Annotated in this window: 16 protein-coding genes and 2 pseudogenes; 10 read left to right on the top strand and 8 right to left on the bottom strand. The window is 59.4% G+C overall.

Annotated elements, in window-relative coordinates; all coding sequences use genetic code 11:
• Positions 1-22: 22 nt before the first annotated feature.
• Positions 23-478 (top strand): thioesterase domain-containing protein, encoded by a 456-nt coding sequence (locus AB4O05_RS06220; RefSeq protein WP_460132227.1) that lies wholly within the window; start codon positions 23-25, stop codon positions 476-478.
• Positions 479-543: 65 nt separating this feature from the next.
• On the opposite strand, the gene cysQ is transcribed toward AB4O05_RS06220, so the two are convergent.
• Together cysQ and nudE are read right to left on the bottom strand one after the other, a co-directional pair.
• Entirely contained in the window at positions 544-1380 is an 837-nt protein-coding gene (gene cysQ, locus AB4O05_RS06215) for a 3'(2'),5'-bisphosphate nucleotidase CysQ (protein ID WP_460132228.1), read from the bottom strand.
• Positions 1377-1943, bottom strand: coding sequence for an ADP compounds hydrolase NudE (gene nudE / locus AB4O05_RS06210; RefSeq protein WP_460132230.1), 567 nt, complete (start codon positions 1941-1943; stop codon positions 1377-1379). The genes cysQ and nudE overlap by 4 nt, the downstream gene beginning before the upstream one ends.
• A gap of 86 nt (positions 1944-2029) precedes the next feature.
• Here nudE and yrfG point away from each other — a divergent pair, with 86 nt between their 5' ends.
• Positions 2030-2692 carry a GMP/IMP nucleotidase gene (yrfG, locus tag AB4O05_RS06205; RefSeq protein ID WP_460132232.1) on the top strand — a complete coding sequence of 221 codons (663 nt, stop codon included), beginning with the start codon at positions 2030-2032 and terminating at the stop codon, positions 2690-2692.
• A 50-nt stretch (positions 2693-2742) separates the two neighbouring features.
• Here yrfG and lysM read toward each other — a convergent pair whose 3' ends face one another.
• Positions 2743-3183 carry a peptidoglycan-binding protein LysM gene (lysM, locus tag AB4O05_RS06200; RefSeq protein WP_460132234.1) on the bottom strand — a complete coding sequence of 147 codons (441 nt, stop codon included), beginning with the start codon at positions 3181-3183 and terminating at the stop codon, positions 2743-2745.
• Between the two features lie 132 nt (positions 3184-3315).
• Between lysM and AB4O05_RS06195 the strand changes: the two genes are divergently transcribed.
• From AB4O05_RS06195 to AB4O05_RS06180, 4 genes are all read left to right on the top strand, one after another.
• Positions 3316-4203, top strand: a complete 888-nt coding sequence (locus AB4O05_RS06195; protein WP_460132236.1) for a LysR family transcriptional regulator — start codon at positions 3316-3318, stop codon at positions 4201-4203.
• Positions 4204-4300: 97 nt separating this feature from the next.
• A complete protein-coding gene (gene fdhD, locus AB4O05_RS06190) occupies positions 4301-5140 on the top strand; it encodes a formate dehydrogenase accessory sulfurtransferase FdhD (RefSeq protein WP_460132238.1) in 840 nt (279 codons plus the stop codon).
• Entirely contained in the window at positions 5137-7485 is a 2349-nt protein-coding gene (locus AB4O05_RS06185; protein WP_460132240.1) for an FdhF/YdeP family oxidoreductase, read from the top strand. Before fdhD ends, AB4O05_RS06185 begins: the two co-directional genes overlap by 4 nt.
• Positions 7486-7692: 207 nt before the next feature.
• Positions 7693-8169, top strand: a complete 477-nt coding sequence (locus AB4O05_RS06180; RefSeq protein ID WP_460132242.1) for a glycine zipper domain-containing protein — start codon at positions 7693-7695, stop codon at positions 8167-8169.
• 156 nt (positions 8170-8325) lie between these two features.
• Here the strand turns inward: AB4O05_RS06180 and AB4O05_RS06175 are convergent, their stop codons facing one another.
• The 3 genes and pseudogenes from AB4O05_RS06175 to AB4O05_RS06165 all read right to left on the bottom strand — a co-directional run bounded on the left by AB4O05_RS06175 (position 8326) and on the right by AB4O05_RS06165 (position 12101).
• Complete coding sequence (locus tag AB4O05_RS06175; RefSeq protein ID WP_460132244.1) at positions 8326-8757, bottom strand: acyl-CoA thioesterase; 432 nt, start codon at positions 8755-8757, stop codon at positions 8326-8328.
• Between the two features lie 23 nt (positions 8758-8780).
• Positions 8781-10717 (bottom strand): annotated as a pseudogene (locus AB4O05_RS06170) (RecQ family ATP-dependent DNA helicase).
• A gap of 208 nt (positions 10718-10925) precedes the next feature.
• On the bottom strand, positions 10926-12101 hold the full coding sequence (locus AB4O05_RS06165; protein ID WP_460132246.1) for a tetratricopeptide repeat protein: 1176 nt from the start codon (positions 12099-12101) through the stop codon (positions 10926-10928).
• A 174-nt stretch (positions 12102-12275) separates the two neighbouring features.
• Here AB4O05_RS06165 and AB4O05_RS06160 point away from each other — a divergent pair, with 174 nt between their 5' ends.
• From AB4O05_RS06160 to AB4O05_RS06150, 3 genes and pseudogenes are all read left to right on the top strand, one after another.
• A complete protein-coding gene (locus AB4O05_RS06160) occupies positions 12276-12446 on the top strand; it encodes a YhfG family protein (protein WP_460132248.1) in 171 nt (56 codons plus the stop codon).
• Positions 12446-13046 (top strand): annotated as a pseudogene (locus AB4O05_RS06155) (putative adenosine monophosphate-protein transferase Fic). Before AB4O05_RS06160 ends, AB4O05_RS06155 begins: the two are co-directional and overlap by 1 nt.
• A gap of 980 nt (positions 13047-14026) precedes the next feature.
• Complete coding sequence (locus AB4O05_RS06150) at positions 14027-14383, top strand: DUF1493 family protein (protein WP_460132250.1); 357 nt, start codon at positions 14027-14029, stop codon at positions 14381-14383.
• 258 nt (positions 14384-14641) lie between these two features.
• On the opposite strand, the gene AB4O05_RS06145 is transcribed toward AB4O05_RS06150, so the two are convergent.
• Complete coding sequence (locus AB4O05_RS06145; RefSeq protein WP_460132251.1) at positions 14642-16183, bottom strand: phosphoenolpyruvate carboxykinase; 1542 nt, start codon at positions 16181-16183, stop codon at positions 14642-14644.
• Positions 16184-16361: 178 nt separating this feature from the next.
• Positions 16362-17264 carry an Hsp33 family molecular chaperone HslO gene (gene hslO / locus AB4O05_RS06140; protein ID WP_460132253.1) on the bottom strand — a complete coding sequence of 301 codons (903 nt, stop codon included), beginning with the start codon at positions 17262-17264 and terminating at the stop codon, positions 16362-16364.
• A gap of 125 nt (positions 17265-17389) precedes the next feature.
• Between hslO and AB4O05_RS06135 the strand changes: the two genes are divergently transcribed.
• On the top strand, positions 17390-18193 hold the full coding sequence (locus tag AB4O05_RS06135) for a phosphatase PAP2 family protein (protein WP_460132255.1): 804 nt from the start codon (positions 17390-17392) through the stop codon (positions 18191-18193).

Genomic DNA, 18193 nt, shown 5'->3' with positions numbered 1-18193 from the left:
GCCCACCCACCAAGAGGCCGCCATGAGCCGCGACAGCCGTTACCTGGAGTCCATCCTCCATCACGACATCCCCCTCACCCGGGAAATGGGCCTTAAGGTGCTCGATTGGCAACACGGGCAGCTGCAACTGCATTTGCCCCTTGAAGCCAACATCAACCACAAGAGCACCATGTTCGGCGGCAGCCTGTATTGCGGCGCCGTACTGGCAGGCTGGGGTTGGCTGCACCTGCAACTGCGCGAGGAAGGGATTGAAGACGGGCATATCGTGATTCAAGAGGGGCAGATCAGTTACCCGCTGCCGGTCACCCGAGATGCGACCGCGATTTGCGTCGCGCCGCAAGAGAAGGTGTGGAAGCGTTTTCTAGCGACCTACAAACGTTATGGCCGAGCACGGTTGACATTGGGTACGTGGATCGTGAATGAGGGCAGTGAAGAGCAGGCCGTTACTTTTACCGGCCAGTACGTCCTGCACCGCTGAAAACCATCACCCAAAAGCAATGTGGGAGGGGCTTGCCCCCTCCCACATGTTGATCGGCAGAATCGTTAAGACCGGGCCAGGGTAAGCAAGCGTTCACGCCACGCCGCTTTGGCCGGCAACGCCAGAAAGAACGGGTTCAACAACGACGCCCGCGGCGGATAGCTGAACGGTTCACCACTCAACTCCAGCACCTCGCCGCCCGCGCCTTCCAGCACGCCCTGGGCCGCTGCCGTATCCCACTGTGACGTGGGCGCCAGACGCGGATAGCAATCGGCACTGCCCTCGGCCAACAGACAGAACTTCAGCGAACTGCCGATATTCGCCAACTTCAGCTCGCCCAGCCCGGCGCTCAAACCGTTCAACAGGCTTTCCTGTTCAGGGCTGGTATGTCGACGGCTGGCAACCACGGTAAACGCCTCACCCGCTGCCGGTGCTTCGCGGACCTGGATCTGCCTGGGCGCTTCGTTCACATCGGAGCGCCACGCACCCAAACCCGCCCCCCCAAAATAGCAACGGCCGCTGGTAGGCATCGACACCACGCCAAACACCACGCGCCCCTGTTCGATCAACGCGATATTGACGGTGAACTCTTCGCTGCCGGAGATAAACTCCTTGGTGCCGTCCAACGGGTCCACCAGCCACCAGCGCGTCCAACCGGCGCGCACACTCTGGTCAATATCGGCATCCTCTTCGGAGAGCACCGGAATGCTCGGGTCCAGAGCGGTGAGGCCGGCAAGAATCAGATGGTGAGCGGCCAGGTCCGCCGCCGTCACCGGCGAGTCATCCGCCTTGGAGGTAACGGCCACGTTGGCGCGCCAGTAAGGCAGGATGACTTCACCGGCCTGGCGAGCCAGCTCGATCACAGGGGCGATAAACGGGTGGCCTAAAAACAGTTCGCTCATGCGACAAACGCTCCTCGCTGGGTCAACAGGTCTCGTACCAGGTACAACGCCGCCAAGGCACGACCTTCACTGAATTGCTCGTTTTGCGCCAACTGCGACAGCTCGCGCAGGTTGACCCGCTCCACACGCATCGGCTCGGGCTCATCGCCTTCCAGGCGTTCTTCGTAGAGATCGGTGGCCAATACCACTTGGATTTTCTGGCTCATGTAGCCAGGCGACAGCGACAGCTCGGTAATGTGTTCCAATTGCCGCGCGCCATAGCCGGCCTCCTCCTTGAGCTCACGGTCTGCCGCTGCCAGCACGTCTTCGCCAGGTTCGATCAGGCCCTTGGGCAAGGACAATTCATATTCGTCGGTACCACCGCAGTACTCTTCCACCAGCAACGCATGGTCTTCGTCGATCATCGCCACAATCATCACTGCGCCGTAGCCGGCACCGCGGCCCACCAGGCGCTCGTAGGTCCGTTCAACGCCATTGGAAAAGCGCAATTGCACTTCCTCCACGCGGAACAAACGGCTACTGGCGACTATTTCGCGGGCGAGGACAGTGGGTTTCTGGCGCATAAGCGGCTCCTTGGCGTGATCGGGTTACTATACCGTGGCTTTTCCGATTGTCTGTGTCGGATATTTTACTTACATGAGACCGCCCCATGCCCTCTTTGCCTTGGCACGCCATCGACACCGTCCTGCTGGACATGGACGGCACCCTGCTCGACTTGCATTACGACAACCACTTCTGGATGGAACACCTGCCCCTGCGATACGCCCAGTTGCACGGTGTAAGCCAGGCCATGGCCGAGATGGAGCTGCTGCCACTGTTCGAGCGTAACGCCGGACAATTGCAATGGTATTGCCTGGATTTCTGGAGTGCGGAACTGAAGATCCCGGTGCGCGAACTCAAGCTGGAAACCGCGCACCTGATCGCCCTGCGCCCCGACGCCGACACCTTCCTGGCGGCGATCAAGCAGGCCGGCAAGCGTGTGATCCTGATCACCAACGCCCATCGCGATTCGCTGTCATTGAAGATGGAACGAATTGAACTGGCGCCGTATTTCGAACGACTGATCAGCTCGCACGACTACGGTTTCGCCAAGGAAAGCCCGCAATTCTGGGATGCCTTGCACGCCGACATCCAGTTTGACCCGGCGCGCAGTCTGTTTATCGACGACACCTTGCCGATTCTGCGTAGCGCGCGGGAGTTTGGTGTGAAGCATTTGCTGGCGGTGAAGGAGCCGGACAGTCGTAAAGGGCCCAAAGACACCGCGGAATTTACGGCAGTCGAAGACTACCGGGACCTCATCGGCGAACTCTAATCAAATGCGGGAGCGGGCTTGCTCGCTCCCGCATCTTTTTGATCTGCGTATTACTCAGGGATACGCAGGGTCTGGCCTGGATAGATTTTGTCCGGGTGCGACAACAGCGGCTTGTTGGCCTCGAATATCTTGTTGTACAGGTTGGCGTTGCCGTATACCGACAGCGAAATCGCGCTCAGCGTGTCGCCCTTCTTAACCACCACAAACCGGGCTGCCGCTACTGCCGGGCCGGTTACGCTGATCTGGTCATCTACAGTGGCCACACCGGCAATATTGCCCAGCGCCAACAGAATCTTCTCTTTCTCTTCCTGGGTGGCGACTTCGCCGGTCACGGTCACCTTGTCGCCTTCAACCGTGGTCTGCACATTCGGGTTGCCCAACCCCACCTTGGCCACGTGGTCCTTCAACTGCTCACTCGCGTTGGCATTACCCGGCGTCAGCAGGTCGACAATTTTTTCGCCGGCTTCTTTGATAAAGCTGAAAATGCTCATGGTGCGCTCTCCTTAGGATTTGGTTTCCAGATGCCCAAGACTAGACCAGCCCCAAAGACTTGGGTTCCAGCCCGACCAAAGACCCAAACGCGCTAGAATCCCCCCGCCATTGGAATAAGCCCTGGAGCGAAGATGGACATCAAACAGCTGAAATTCCTCATCGCCCTCGACGAAACCCGTCACTTCGGCCAGGCGGCCGCGCGTTGCCACATTACCCAGCCGACGCTGTCGATGCGCCTGCGCAGTCTTGAAGAAGAGCTGGACTTGCCCCTGGTCAATCGCGGGCAACGTTTCGAGGGTTTCACCGCTCCCGGCGAACGCGTGCTGGCCTGGGCGCGCACGGTGCTGGCGGCCTACGACGGCTTGCAAGCCGAGGCGGCGGCCTGCCGTGGCAACCTGGTGGGGACTTTGCGACTGGGCGTGGTACCGCTGTCGAGCTTCGATCCCCTGATGCTGATGCAACAACTTCATAAAGCACACCCCAGCCTGCGCTTTGAGCTCTCGGCGCTCAGCTCGGAACAGATTCTGGAACAGCTGGCGAGCAATCGCCTGGACCTGGGGGTGTCCTACCTCGAGCGCCTGGACAACGAGCGCTTCGACTCCCTGGCCCTCGGTGAAACCCGCATGGGCCTGCTTTACGACCAGCGGTTTTTCAGTTTTGGCGACAAACCGCTGAGCTGGGAAGCATTGATCGAGTTGCCGCTGGGCATGCTCACCAGCGGTATGCACTTCCGTCAGTCCATCGACCACAACTTTCACAGCCGCGGCCTGCACCCGCAGCCGCTGTTACAAACCGACGCGGTGCATCAGTTGTTACAAGCTGTGCATGGCGGCCTGTGTTGCGCAGTGATGCCGTTGGACGGTGGCCTGGATGCGCTCACCGAGCACCTGCGCCTGCAACCCATTGAAGACGCTCACACACTCGCCCGCCTGGGGCTGATCATGCGACGCAGCGCACCGCGCTCGGCGTTGGCCGAGGCGTGTTTCGCGCTGTATCAGAAATCGCAAACAGAGTCTTGATCGACGTCATCTATCGGTAGATCAGTACTGGCAATTAGACGCGACGCTTTGTCGCGCCTAGTCTAAACACTGATCAATCCGCCGGTGGTACTGCCTCATGAACGCCAAGCGCCCAGCCTGCGCGGCGCCCGCTCTCGAAACGCCCGCGCCCGTCGCCAGCCAGAGCTACCAATATTGCACGCTCGAACACACTCTCGGCGCCAGCACCGCGTTGGCGGAAGAGGTGGCGTTGGCGATTGCCTACAACGACATCAGCCAGGCAGTGATGTTGGTGACGCCCACCGACCTCGAAGACTTTATCGTCGGTTTCAGTATCGGTAGTGGCATTATCGACGACGTTAGCGACATCTATGACCTGAAACTCAGTGGTGAGGGCTCTGCCCAATACGCACAGGTGCAGATTTCCAGCCGCGCGTTCTGGAACCTCAAACAGCAACGCCGCCAATTGGCCGGCACCAGCGGCTGTGGGCTGTGCGGCGTAGAAGCGCTGGAGCAGGCGCTGCCGGACCTCAAGGTGCTTCGCGGCGCGCCGCTGCCACCGGCCGAATGGCTCGACGGCCTGCGCCAACGCATCAGCGCGTTCCAACCCTTGGGCCAGTACAGCGGCGCAGTGCATGCCGCCGTGTTTATGAACAACCAGGGCGAGTTGCTGCTGGGCCGCGAAGACATCGGCCGCCACAACGCCCTGGATAAATTGATCGGTGCGCTGATCCGCCAAAAGATACCGACCGATGGCGGCCTGGCGATTGTCACCAGCCGTTGCAGTCTCGAATTGATCCAGAAAGTCCTGCGGGCGGGTATCCAGACCCTGGTCAGCCTGTCCTCGCCCACCGGCCTGGCCCTGCAGTGGGCACGCCGGCATAACCTCAACCTTATCCACCTGCCGCAGAAAAGTGCGCCGCGGGTCTACAGCCCTGCGATGGAGAATCAGCCGTGAGCAATCATCATCAAGCCGACCAAACCCCCACCCCGCGCTACAAGCCGTACAAAGGGCCGGCGGGCGGCTGGGGCGCGCTGATCAGCGTGGCTCAGGCGTGGCTGACCAGCGACAACGCGCTGAAAAACCTGCGCATGATGCTCAAGACCAACCAGAACGGCGGCTTCGACTGCCCGGGCTGCGCCTGGGGCGACTCGCCGGAAAGCGGCATGGTCAAGTTCTGCGAAAACGGCGCCAAGGCGGTCAACTGGGAAGCCACCAAGCGCCGCGTCGACGCCGCATTCTTCGCCAAGCACAGCGTCACGGCGTTGTTGGAGCAGAGCGATTATTGGCTGGAGTATCAGGGCCGTCTCACCGAGCCGATGCGTTATGACGCCGAGACCGACCGTTACACCCCCATCAGTTGGGAAGCGGCGTTCGACCTGGTGGGCAAACACCTCAACGCACTGCCGAGCCCGGACATGGCCGAGTTCTATACCTCGGGCCGGGCCAGCAACGAAGCGGCCTATCTGTACCAGCTGTTCGTACGCGCCTACGGCACCAACAACTTCCCGGATTGCTCGAACATGTGTCACGAAGCCAGCGGCGTAGCCCTGGCGCAAAGCGTCGGTGTAGGCAAAGGCACCGTGACCTTCGATGACTTCGAACATGCCGATGCGATTTTCGTGTGGGGCCAGAACCCCGGCACTAACCATCCGCGCATGCTCGAACCCCTGCGCGAGGCGGTGAAACGCGGCGCCCAGGTGGTGTGCATCAACCCGCTCAAAGAGCGCGGCCTGGAACGCTTCCAGCACCCGCAACATCCCCTGGAAATGCTCACCAACGGCGACAAGCCGACCAACACTGCCTACTTCCGCCCGGCGCTGGGTGGCGACATGGCGATCCTGCGCGGCATGGCCAAGTTCCTGCTGCTGTGGGAACGCCAGGCCCAGGCCGAGGGCAAAGAAGCGGTGTTCGACCACGACTTCCTCAATGAGCACACCACCAACGTGCTGGATTATCTCGGCCAGATCGATGACACCTCATGGGATGAAATCGCCGAGCAGTCCGGCCTGCCCCTGGTGGAGATCGAGCAAGCGGCGCGCATGTATGCCAAAGGCAAGAACGTGATCATGTGCTGGGCAATGGGGATCACCCAGCACCGTCACTCGGTGCCGACCATCCAGGAAATCGCCAACCTGATGCTGCTGCGCGGCAATATCGGCCGCCCAGGTGCAGGCCTGTGCCCGGTGCGTGGTCACAGCAACGTGCAGGGCGACCGCACCATGGGCATCAACGAACGCCCACCGGTGGCGTTCCTCGATGCTCTGGAGCGTCGCTTCCAGTTCCAGGTACCGCGCACCAACGGCCACAACGTGGTCGAAGCCATTCACGCCATGCTTGAAGGTCGCTCCAAAGTGTTTATCGGCCTGGGCGGCAATTTCGCCCAAGCCACGCCGGACAGTACCCGCACCTTCGAGGCGCTGCGCAATTGCGACCTGACCGTGCAGATCAGCACCAAGCTCAACCGCAGCCACCTGATGCACGGTAAGGACGCGCTGATATTGCCTTGCTTGGGCCGTACCGACATCGACATCCAGGCCGAAGGCCCACAGGCAGTCACGGTAGAAGACTCGTTCAGCATGGTCCACGGCTCCAACGGCCAACTGCAACCGCTGTCGAAGCTGATGAAGTCCGAACCGGCGATTCTCGCAGGCATCGCCGCTGCCACCCTGGGCAGCAAACCCGTGGACTGGAACTGGCTGGTGGCTGACTACGGGCGCATCCGCGACCTGATCGCCGACACCATCCCAGGCTTCAAGGACTTCAACGAAAAGATCCAACACCCAGGCGGGTTCTATTTGGGTAACTCCGCCGGGGCACGCCGCTGGAACACCCCATCGGGCCGCGCCAACTTCCGCCCGAACAGGCTGCCCAAAGACCTGATCCATGAACGCACCCATGCCACCGGCAGGGTACCGGACCTGATCATGCAGTCGATGCGTTCCCACGATCAGTACAACACCACTATTTATGGCCTGGACGACCGCTACCGTGGGGTCAAAGGCCAGCGTGACGTATTGTTCGTGAACGAAGCCGACATCATTCGCCTGGGCTTCAAACCGGGGCAGAAGGCCGACATCGTATCGCTGTGGGAAGACGGGCGTGAGCGCCGGGTGAAGGGCTTTACCTTGCTGGCGTTTGATATTCCGGCGGGGCAGGCAGCGGCTTATTACCCGGAAGTGAATCCGCTGGTACCGCTCGAGAGCACCGGCGATGGCAGCCATACGCCGACGTCGAAGTTTGTGGCGATTCGCCTGGAAGCGGCGAGCGAGAGCGGTTTGATCATGTCGCGTTCGGCCTGACCGATCATTTCGCACACAAAAAAAGGCCGCTTTTGTATAAAAGCGGCCGTTCCGAAGTAGCTAATGACTCGCAAAAATCTCTTAAGTTCCGTAGTTAAAACAGTAACTTAGAGAATTGTGTACAACTCGTGCTATTGGTCGGATTTCTATTGTCACAATCTCGACACAGCCTCAGGATCGCGCCGTCATCCTCTTGAGGTTTCCCGAATGAAGTTCTCCTCGATTCTCTTGTTGTCCCTTGGCCTGGTCAGTGGCGCAGCCATGGCCGGTGGCACCACCGAAGCCGGTGTGGGCGGCGCATTGGGCGGGGTTCTAGGTTCTGTCGTTGGCCAGCAGTTGGGCGGTAACACCGGTTCTACCATCGGAGCGGCCCTGGGTGGCGCAGGCGGCAGTGCGGTCGGTGCCGACAAGCGCAGCCGCGGCGAAGCCGCCATTGGCGGCGCACTGGGCGCAGCCGGCGGCAACGTCGTAGGCCGCAGCGTGGGTGGCAGCACCGGCGCACTGGTCGGCTCCGCAGCCGGCGGTGGCGCGGGCGGTGCGCTGGGCAACTACATGGGCAACAAGAGCGATGACGATGACCGCCGTTATCGTGGCCGTGACGACCGTCGCTACTACCGCGACGACCATCCAGGCCGGGGCCATGCCTATGGCCATCGCAAGAACAAGCATCGCTACCGCGACTGATCCATACGCAGTCTGAAGAGCACAGCCCATTTCATGTGGGAGCCGGGCTTGCCCGCGATAGCAGTGGATCAGGTTTAGAAGTATTGCCTGACACTGCGCCATCGCGGGTAAGACCGGCTCCCACATTGGGTGTCCATTGCGCCTGCAAACGCGGCGTCACATCACCAACCGCTGCAACGCCTCGCGCAACATTCCAGGAATCGTCACCGGCTGGTTCGTGCCCCTGTCCACAAACACATGCACAAAACGTCCGGCCGCACAGGCCTCTTCCTGGCCAGCCTTGAACACCGCCAACTCATACTGCACTGAGCTGTTCCCCAGCTTGCCCACCCGCAGGCCGATTTCAATACGCTCGGGAAAGGCGACCGACGCGAAGTAATCGCACGCCGAACTCACCACAAACCCCACCACCTCGCCCTCATGAATATCCAACCCGCCTTGCTCGATCAGGTAGGTATTCACCGCCGTGTCGAAGAAGCTGTAGTAGGTGACGTTATTCACGTGGCCATACACATCATTGTCGTGCCAGCGCGTAATGATCGGCTGGAAGTGAGGGTAATCGGCACGGTGTGGCACTGAGTCAGGCATGGGCACGTCTCGTGAAAGTGGGTTTACAGCTCATTCAAATGGACCTCGGCCCATTCGCGTACTTCGACGTAGGGGTAGTCCTCCAGCGCGGCAAAACCTGGGATACCCCGCGCCTTCAATTTGGTAAACAACGGCACACTGATGCCGCAGAGAAAGCGTGTCAGGCGCTCGGCACCCGGCAAATGCCCGGTGTGCTCATGATGCCTGTGGATAAAATCACCGCACAGTCCCATGAAGTTTTTATCCACAAGCGGCGACAGACTCGGCGGTGCCGGCAAATGCGCGACATGACCGTGGCACACCGAGCAATGCCCACAGCGCTGCGGAGCATTTTCATCGCCAAAATACCGGGCCAGGCGTTGCCCCAGGCACTGCTCGGTAGCGAACAGATCGAGCATGGCGTGAATTCGCGCGACTTGCGCCACCTCGTGCTGCTTGAAGCCTGTGTATAACTCGACGCCCAATGCCTGTGGATCGAAATCCGTATCCAGCAGGCTGTAGACCTCGGTCATCTGCTTGCTTTCCAGCTCGATCAGGCCCTGCTCCTGGAAGTAATCCAACGCCTTCACCACGCGGCTGCGCCCGGCATTATGCTGTTGGTAAAGCGTGTCGAATCCACCGTCGCCCAGGTTTTCGCGCGTTTGCACACCTGGATGATCGCCGCGACAAACTGCTGCCGTTCGCCAGAGAACCGTGCCAGCAAGGCGTCAGGCTCGATCAGGTATTTGAAACGGTATTCGGCATAAAACGCGTAGCGCGGCGCGATCACGCCCTTGAGCTCCAGTTGCACCAGCAGCGTCTTGAGCGGCAGTTCGCGGATATTGCTGTGGTCCGATAGCGCCCTCAGCAAGAACTCCCACTGCCCATCGCCCCGCGCGGCCTGCAAGTCCTCCAGCACCCGACGAATGCCATCCTGCTCGGGCGTATCGCCATATACGAAGTTTTCCAGCACGTTGAGGCTGTCGCGGTTGGCCAGCACCAGGCAATCGGACGCCTGGCCATCACGCCCCGCGCGACCGATTTCCTGGCTGTAATTCTCGATGGATTTGGGCAGGTCGAAGTGCACCACATTGCGAATGTCACTTTTGTCGATGCCCATGCCAAACGCGATGGTGGCAACGATGCAATTGGATTGCCCGCCCATGAAGCGCTGCTGGATGCCCTCGCGCTTGTCGTGGGGCAGACCGGCGTGATACGCCTCGGCCTGGATGCCGTTGCGGTTCAAGTGTTCGGCAATCTGCTCGGCGGTTTTTTGCAAGGTGACGTAGACAATGCTCGGCTGGTTGGCTCGCTCGTTCATCCAGGCGACCAGCCGTTTGCGTTTGTCGGCTCCGCTCACCGGTTCGACCAGCAAGTTGAGGTTGGGCCGGTAGAAGCCCGTGGTGACCACATCGTCCGGTGCTATGGCGAACTTCGCCTGCATATCGACAATCACCTTCGGCGTGGCTGTAGCCGTCAGCAGCAGCGCCTGGGGGATATTGAACTGGCGCTGGTAGTCCGGCAGCTTCAAGTAGTCCGGACGGAAATTGTGGCCCCATTCGGAAATACAGTGAGCTTCATCCACCACCAGTAGTGAGATTTGCACGCTTTGCAGGAAATTACGAAAGCGTTCGTTCTTCAAACGCTCCACGGAAATCATCAGGATTTTCAGCTCGCCCGAACGCGCACGCGCCATGACGTCGTTGGCCTCATCGCGGCTCTGGGCCGAATCGATACTGCCCGCCGAAATGCCATGACGCTGCAAAAAACCAAGTTGGTCCTGCATCAGTGCCAGCAGCGGCGACACCACCACAGTCAGATGCGGCAGCAGCACCGCCGACAACTGGTAACACAGGGACTTGCCCGAGCCCGTCGGAAAAATAGCCGCCGCCGAACGACCGGCCAGCACCGCACGGACGGTTTGTTCCTGGCCCAAACGAAACTGTGGATAACCAAAGACCTGCTGGAGGGTGTCGTGCATAAGGCTGTCACTCCATTGACCGCTGACTGTGGCTCAAAAACATAGCCCGGAAAGCGCAGCGAATCGAGAAAGGTCGCATGGAAAAAAGAGACAGGATGATACACAGGGTGGGGAGATGGCCCAGGGCCAATTGAAAACACAAAATCAGATGTGGGAGCTGGCTCTAGCGAGCCGCTCCCACATCTTTTAGCGCTGTACTACAAACACATCAGCGGTTCTGCACGCGCTCAATTGCCGTGTCGTACACCGGGTTGGCCTTCTGCTCTTTGGCCAGCTGGAAATGACGCAATGCATCCGGGAACTGGCCGGCCGCTTCGTAGATCCGCGCAATGTTGTAGTAGGCGCCAGCACGCACGGTCGCGGCATTGGCACCCGTCGCCAGGGCAATGGCCTTGCGGTTGGCCCAGATCGACTCGGCGGTGTTGCCGGCTTTCTGGTAGGCCAGGCCAAGGTTGCCGTAGGCTTTACCGAAACCATTGTCCAGGTCGATCGCCTGACGGAACAGCTCGATGGCTTGGTCCAGGTTACCTGCCTGATAGGCTGTTTCGCCTTGTACGTTCAGACGCTTCGCATCGCTTTGTGCGGAAGAGCTGACGGCCACAGCCGTGACCGCAACATTGTCATCCAGCAACGGTTTGACTTCGTTGAGCACATTCGCGGCATTCACGGTGACGCCGCTGAAGGTGTTAATGTCCTGGAAGTCGCCGCTGCCGGTCATGCGGAATACCGTCCACAGGTTACCGCTGCGGTTTTTCGGCACGTAGTAAGTGCGTACCAGGGATTGGCCCATGTACACGAACACTTTGGCTTCGCTGTTGGACAACTGGCGCGAGCCTGGATTGCCGCCGTTGCTGTAGTCATGCACCGCGTAAACGTAGCTTTCGCCGTAGTGCTTCTTCTGCAGGGTGATGGTTTCCGGGCCATAGCTGTCGGTGTCATCCACGTCCAGCTCGGCGTCGGTACCGGTTTTGTTCTCGAAATAGATATTGTTGCCAGGGAAGATCATATGGGAGTCGAGATCATCCGGCGTCTTGCCCCAGGTCAGCACCACGCGCAGGCCGTCAAGGTTTTCCATGACCGGGCTGATGGCGTAGGTCATGCCCGCGCAGGGGCACTTCACCACCAGGTTGGAATAGCCAGGCTTCTTGATAATCAGCAGATTGCTGGCATCGTCGGCCGCCTCGCTGGTCAAGGTCACTTGGCCCTGGGCGTTGGTGCGGCCCACCACGTTCTGCGCGCCGTTGCGCTGCAGCAGCACTTCGGCGTCGGCGATTTTCTGGTCCTTGACCACCGCGCTAAGCACTTCGATGGGCAATTGCTCAGCCTGGATCGAAAAAGCCACCGCACACAATGACATCGCCCAAGCGACACGAAGCAAACCCATGCTTAACTCCCTTTAAGTAGTGGGCGGAATCGCCCTACAAGATTTTGCGGTGAAACATACGCTGAATAGCGGCCGCTGGCGGATTTTTTATACAGAATGTGACGTAGTTTTATCCTGCCTGCCCGCTGAAGCATTGCGCTACAATCAAGCCTTGCTACCCAGGAGTACGCTGCGATGAGCGAACCGACGTTTGAGCAAAAGCAGGATCATTACCACAAGATCCGCCGTTCCAATTACCTGGCCAGCCTGCGCCTGGAAGGGTTCGACACCCAACCGGCCGATGTCGACAAATCCCTGCCGACCCGCGAGGCCGTCCTTGCCAAGTACCGCAACACCCCACGCTGATGCTCGACAAATACGGAGTGGGCCAGGATCCGTATTGCTATCCCGGTAGCAGCGTCCTGCGCAACCGCCTCGATTTGCTCGACGAACACCGCCTGCACCAGGCCGAGCGAGAATTATCTGAAATCGCCGTAGGCGGCCTTCCCCCTCTTCCCGCCGCCCTATGACCTCGAACGCCTGCAATACATCCACCGCACCTTGTTCAGCGAACTCTACGACTGGGCCGGTGAGCTGCGCAGCGTCAACATCCAGAAAGGCGACACACTGTTCTGCACCCCGGAACGCATCCCGCCGGAAGCGGCAAAGATCATTCGGCATATGGAAGTGGCTAACTGGTTTGTCGGCGCGAACCAGGCGGAACTGGTGACGCAGATTGCCCAAGCGTATGGCGACCTCAACGTTATCCACCCCTTCCGCGAAGGCAACGGCCGGGCGTAGCGGATTTTGTTCGAACAGCTCATCGTGAATGCAGGGTTTTCGGTGAACTGGTGGCTGGTGAAACATGCGGCCTGGATACCGGCGAATATTGACGCGGTGGCGTGTGATTATCGGGGGCTGGAGGCGATTTTTGAGCGGTGTATCAGTAGGCCTGTCAGTGTCTGATTGAACCACAAACGATTAAACCATCTCCCACATCACCAACGCCTTGTACCTGCTCGTCCAGGACGGCTGTGATTTGCTGGAAGACGCGCAACACGTACAGCTACAAGCAGCGCCCGGTCAGGCACACACCTGAACCCTGTGGGAACTGGCTTGCCTGCGATAGCGGAGCATCAGGCAACAATTTCATACCTGACCTACCGTCATCGCAGGCGGCCGGCCATGTACCACTGTAGGAGCGAGCTTGCTCGCGAAGAACGTCAACGATAACGCGGTAGACCTGACCCCCCGCGGCGTTCTCGGTTTTTTCGCGAGCAAGAACTAGGCGTCCCCCTCGCACCTACAGAAGTGACCGGTCAGTTCCCCTGCCGAGCAGCGGCACGTGGGCAAGCCAGCCGAAAGGAGATCTGCGCTTAACTGACTGGCATTAGGGCAAGTCCAGCGCCCATATTTGGCCAGTTTCACCTCTGGCGTCGCTGCCAAGCCATAAATGCCGGAAACCGCTGTAAGAAACCTTCAAACGCCGTGACATCCTTTTCCCAAACTACTTCAACCACCCACTTGACCCTCTACATAATTCCCCGTGGTTTGTCCGAAACTAGCTTCTTCTCAACTGTCTCGACAAAAACCGTGAACATAGAAAGGACTCAACACATTGGACACTAAGGCGTCATCTTCAAAGCACCAATACGGGTGAAACGATGACCGAGTATTTTCCTTGGGTTTTCCTCATCATCCTTGTCGTACTGGCCGTCTTGCTCGACAGAAAGATGAAGCGTCCTGCCTTCAGAACATGCGCCGGCACCGCCCTCGTGGTTGCAGGTCCGGCGCTATTGTTGGGCGCCACGCGCTGGATAACCGAGCTACACTTGGACAGCATTCCGGTACTCGCTTTCAGCTACGGCATTCGCTTGCTGATCACCCGAAACCAATATCGCCTCCAACGCAACCATCCCCCTCACCTACTCCTGCGTGCCCCCACCATGAATCTCGCCCCCAACTTCCCCGAAGACCCCGTCATGCAGCAACTCCTGCAACTGCTGCACGAAGAAATCGGCCTGCCGAAACACAAGACCCTTCGCCTGCAAACCTCGCTCAATTTCGATCTGGGCTGTGATGGCGGTGAAGCCAAGCAACTCATGGAAGCGCTGGAGCAGGAATTCGCCCTCGACCTGGGCGACTACGACACTTATCGTTACTTCAACCCGCCGGTTTTTGACGTGTTCCTCAAGCGTCGAGCCAAGGGGCGCGGCGAGAAGGTACCGCTGACCATCGGCATGCTCTACCTGGCGATCAAGACCCACAGCTGGGACACCCAAACGCTGGAGAACCTCAGTTGATTTAAGGAACGCGGAGAGTCAAATGTGTGTGTGGGCTTGCTCACGAAGGCGGTGTATCAGGCTGGATATTTTTCACTGATCCACCACTTTCGCGAGCAAGCCCGCTCCCACATTGGTTTGCGCTAATCTGCTGATCCGCGCTCAAAACAGACCGTGCAAGCGTACTGGTTGGTGCGGTGGTTCTGCATATCGTTGACTAACCTTTCGCGCATAAAAAAGCCGCCCCACAAGAGGCGGCTTTTTCACAACTCGCAAATCTTACAACTTAGGACCCGCAGCCTTGATCGCATCGCTCACTTCAAACTTCTTGAAGTTTTCGATGAACAGGCCAGCCAGCGCCTTCGCCGCTTCATCGTAGGCAGCCTTGTCAGCCCAGGTGTTGCGTGGGTTCAACAGGCCGGTTTCAACACCCGGTACGGCCAATGGCACGTCGAGGTTGATGGTGTCGAGGTGTTCGGTTTTCGCACCGATCAACGCACCGCTCTGGATCGCTGCAATCACGCCGCGAGTGGTCGGGATGTTGAAGCGTTTGCCAACGCCGTAGCCGCCGCCGGTCCAGCCGGTGTTGACCAGGTAGACCTTGGAGCCGAAACCGCGAATGCGCTTGATCAGCAGCTCCGCGTATTCGCCAGCCGGACGCGGGAAGAATGGCGCGCCGAAGCAAGTGGAAAAGGTCGACTTGATGCCGCTGCCCGAACCCATTTCGGTCGAGCCCACCAGTGCGGTGTAGCCGGACAGGAAGTGGTAGGCCGCCTGTTCTTCGCTGAGGATCGACACGGGCGGCAGTACGCCAGTCAAGTCGCAGGTCAGGAAGATCACCGCGTTTGGCTCGCCGCCCAGGTTCTTCTCGGAACGCTTGGCCACGTGTTCCAGCGGGTAGGCGGCACGACTGTTCTGGGTGAGGCTCACGTCGGCGTAATCGGCGTGCTTGGCGTCGTCGATGACCACGTTTTCCAGTACCGCGCCGTGCTTGATGGCTTTCCAGATAACCGGCTCGTTCTTCTCGGACAGGTCGATGCACTTGGCATAGCAACCGCCTTCGATGTTGAACACCACGCCTTCGCCCCAACCGTGTTCGTCGTCACCGATCAGGTAACGGCTTTCGTCGGCCGACAGGGTGGTCTTGCCGGTGCCGGACAGGCCGAAGAACAGGGTCACGTCGCCCGCTTCGCCAATGTTCGCGGCGCAGTGCATCGGCAGTACGTCGGAGGCCGGCAGCAGGAAGTTCTGCACCGAGAACATGGCTTTCTTCATTTCACCGGCGTAACGCATGCCAGCGATCAGTACTTTTTTCTGCGCGAAGTTGAGAATCACGCAACCGTCGGAGTTGGTGCCGTCACGCTCGGGCACGCACTCGAAGTTGGCCACGTTGAGCACTTGCCACTCATCACGGCCGGCCGGGTTGTACTGGGGCGGGTTGATGAACAGGCAACGACCGAACAGGTTCTGCCAGGCAGTCTGGGTGGTCATTTTCACGGCCAGGTAGTGATCTTCGGAAGCCCCTACATGCACGTGAGACACAAAGTGCTCTTGCGCGTTGTTGAACGCTTCTACACGAGCCCAAAGGGCATCGAATTTGTCGGCGGGGAACTTGCGGTTGATCGGGCCCCAGGCAATGGCGTCCTGGGTGGAAGGCTCTTCAACGATGAAACGGTCGACCGGCGAACGACCGGTACGGTGACCGGTGGTTACGACCAGCGCGCCGGTATCGGCAAGCACGCCTTCACCGCGCTGCAGGGCTTCTTTGACCAGATCGTCAACACTCAGATCGGTGTATACGGCGTTATTGGCTTGCGTCATGAGTTTCCCCGTCGGCCTGTGGCCGAGTGCTCCAAACGTTTTGTAGTAGAAAGTCGCGCACTACTACCGCGAAAAAAGTGGGCCGGATTATGCCAGAAAAGCCCAAAAAAGTAGGGCCCTCCCGTCAGAACACCTCTAATCCGGCATTTGTCAGGTGATTTACCTGTGCTTAAACGTTTTAGTGGCGGGTGTCGGAAGGCGTGTCGATACCTGCGCCGGCGAACAACTGGGCGACATCGGCAGCATCGAACAGGTAGCACTCGTTGCAGAACTGGCAGTCGATCTCGATATTGCCACCGTGCTCCACTACCAGATTCTGCGCATCTTCCAGGCCCAGGCTGACCAGGGCATTGGCCGAACGCTCGCGCGAGCAGCTGCAATTGAAGTGCAGCGACTGTGCGTCGAACAGGCGCACGGCCTCTTCGTGGTAGAGCCGATGCAGGATAGTTTCGTTGTCCAGGCCCAGCAGTTCCTCAGCGGTCAGGGTGCCGGCCAGGGCCGTGAGGTGGCGCCAGCTTTCAACGCGATCGTCATCGTCCTTGATGCGATCGGCCGGCAGCTGTTGCAACAACAGGCCACGCGCACGCTGGCCGTCGGCATTGAGCCAGAACTTGGTGCCCACTTGCTGGGACATCACGAAATAGTTGGTGAAACAGTCCGAGAGGGTATCGCCATCGAGGTCGACGATGCCTTGGTAGCGCTGACCCACGGTCGGGTCGACGGTAAGCGCCAGGACACCATTGGGCATCAGGTCGGCCAGGGTCGCGTCCGGGGCGATCAGGTCGGCCTCGTAACGGGCAAGGCCACGGATCTCGCGCGCGCTGGAGCATTCGATCATCAGCAGCGGAATCGGGCCTTCGGAACGCGCCTGCAGGATCAGCAAGCCATCGAACTTCATGGTGCCCACCAGCAGCGCGGCAGCGGCCATCAGTTCCCCGAGCAGTTGCGCGACCGGCTCCGGATAGGGGTGCTTGGCGAGGACTTCGGCGTAGCTGCGCTCCAACGAGACCAGTTCGCCGCGGGCGTCGCTCTCGTCGAAGATGAAGCGTTGGGTGAAGTCGGTATCCGGTAGATCAGTCATAGGTCTGGGTATCTGAATTGATGACAAATTGATTACAAGGTTTATAAACTTAAACGCTTTAGCACCATCATGGTGCAGCTTTCTCCTGGAAACAGAGAGCTGAATAGAGTGAAGAGGGACAGTTTATGAACAATCCGGGTTTGTTCCAAGCCAAGTGGAACCTCCGGCGATGGGCTCTTTGCAATCTACTCGCTATCGGGCTGTTGTGTTTTTGGCTCTGGCCCACCGGGCAGAGGCTGTGTTTGATTTTCGACGAGTGGTTGTTTCATCTGCTGAATGACCCGCTGGCAACCAACGCAACCTGGCTACATATGTGGGCTGTGGCCAGTTTGCGGCCGTTCGATGCAGTGGTCGGGGTGATCCTGCTGACGCTGCTGGTTCGCGGTGACTGGGTGTTCAAGGCCGCGCAGGTACGCCAGGCGCTGTTAGGTTTTGTCGGCATTTTGTTGCTGTTGCTGTTCATCCGAATGTTGTTTTCCAAACTGGCAGCGCAGATGGGCTGGCAACACAGCAGTCCTTCGATGGTGATCGCTGGGGCGATTCAGATGAGTGACTTTTTCCCGGGGCTGGAGAAGGCCTGGGAACTGAAGGACCGCTCCAGCCAAAGCTTCCCCGGGGATCATGCTTCGGTGCTGTTGATCTGGGGGATGTTCATGACGGTGTTTGCCCAGCGCATCGCCCAGGTCCTGGTGATCTGGGGCCTGGCGGTGTTGTTCATGATGCCGCGCCTGGTCGCGGGGGCGCATTGGGGGCAGGACGATTACATCGGCGGCGTCTTGCTCGCGCTGTTGGCATTGGGCTGGGGGTATTACACGCCGTTTGCGGCAACAGCGTCCGCACTCTTGCTGCGGCTGACGGCACCCGTGTTCGGGGTGTTTCAGCGAGTGCCGCTGATCGGCCGGCTCAGCGCCGTAAGAGACGCGCAATAA

The sequence above is a fragment of the Pseudomonas sp. S1_G07 genome (genome assembly GCF_054668565.1).
The sequence above is the reverse complement of the archived record's forward strand: the minus strand, read 5'-3'. Positions and strand labels throughout refer to the sequence as shown.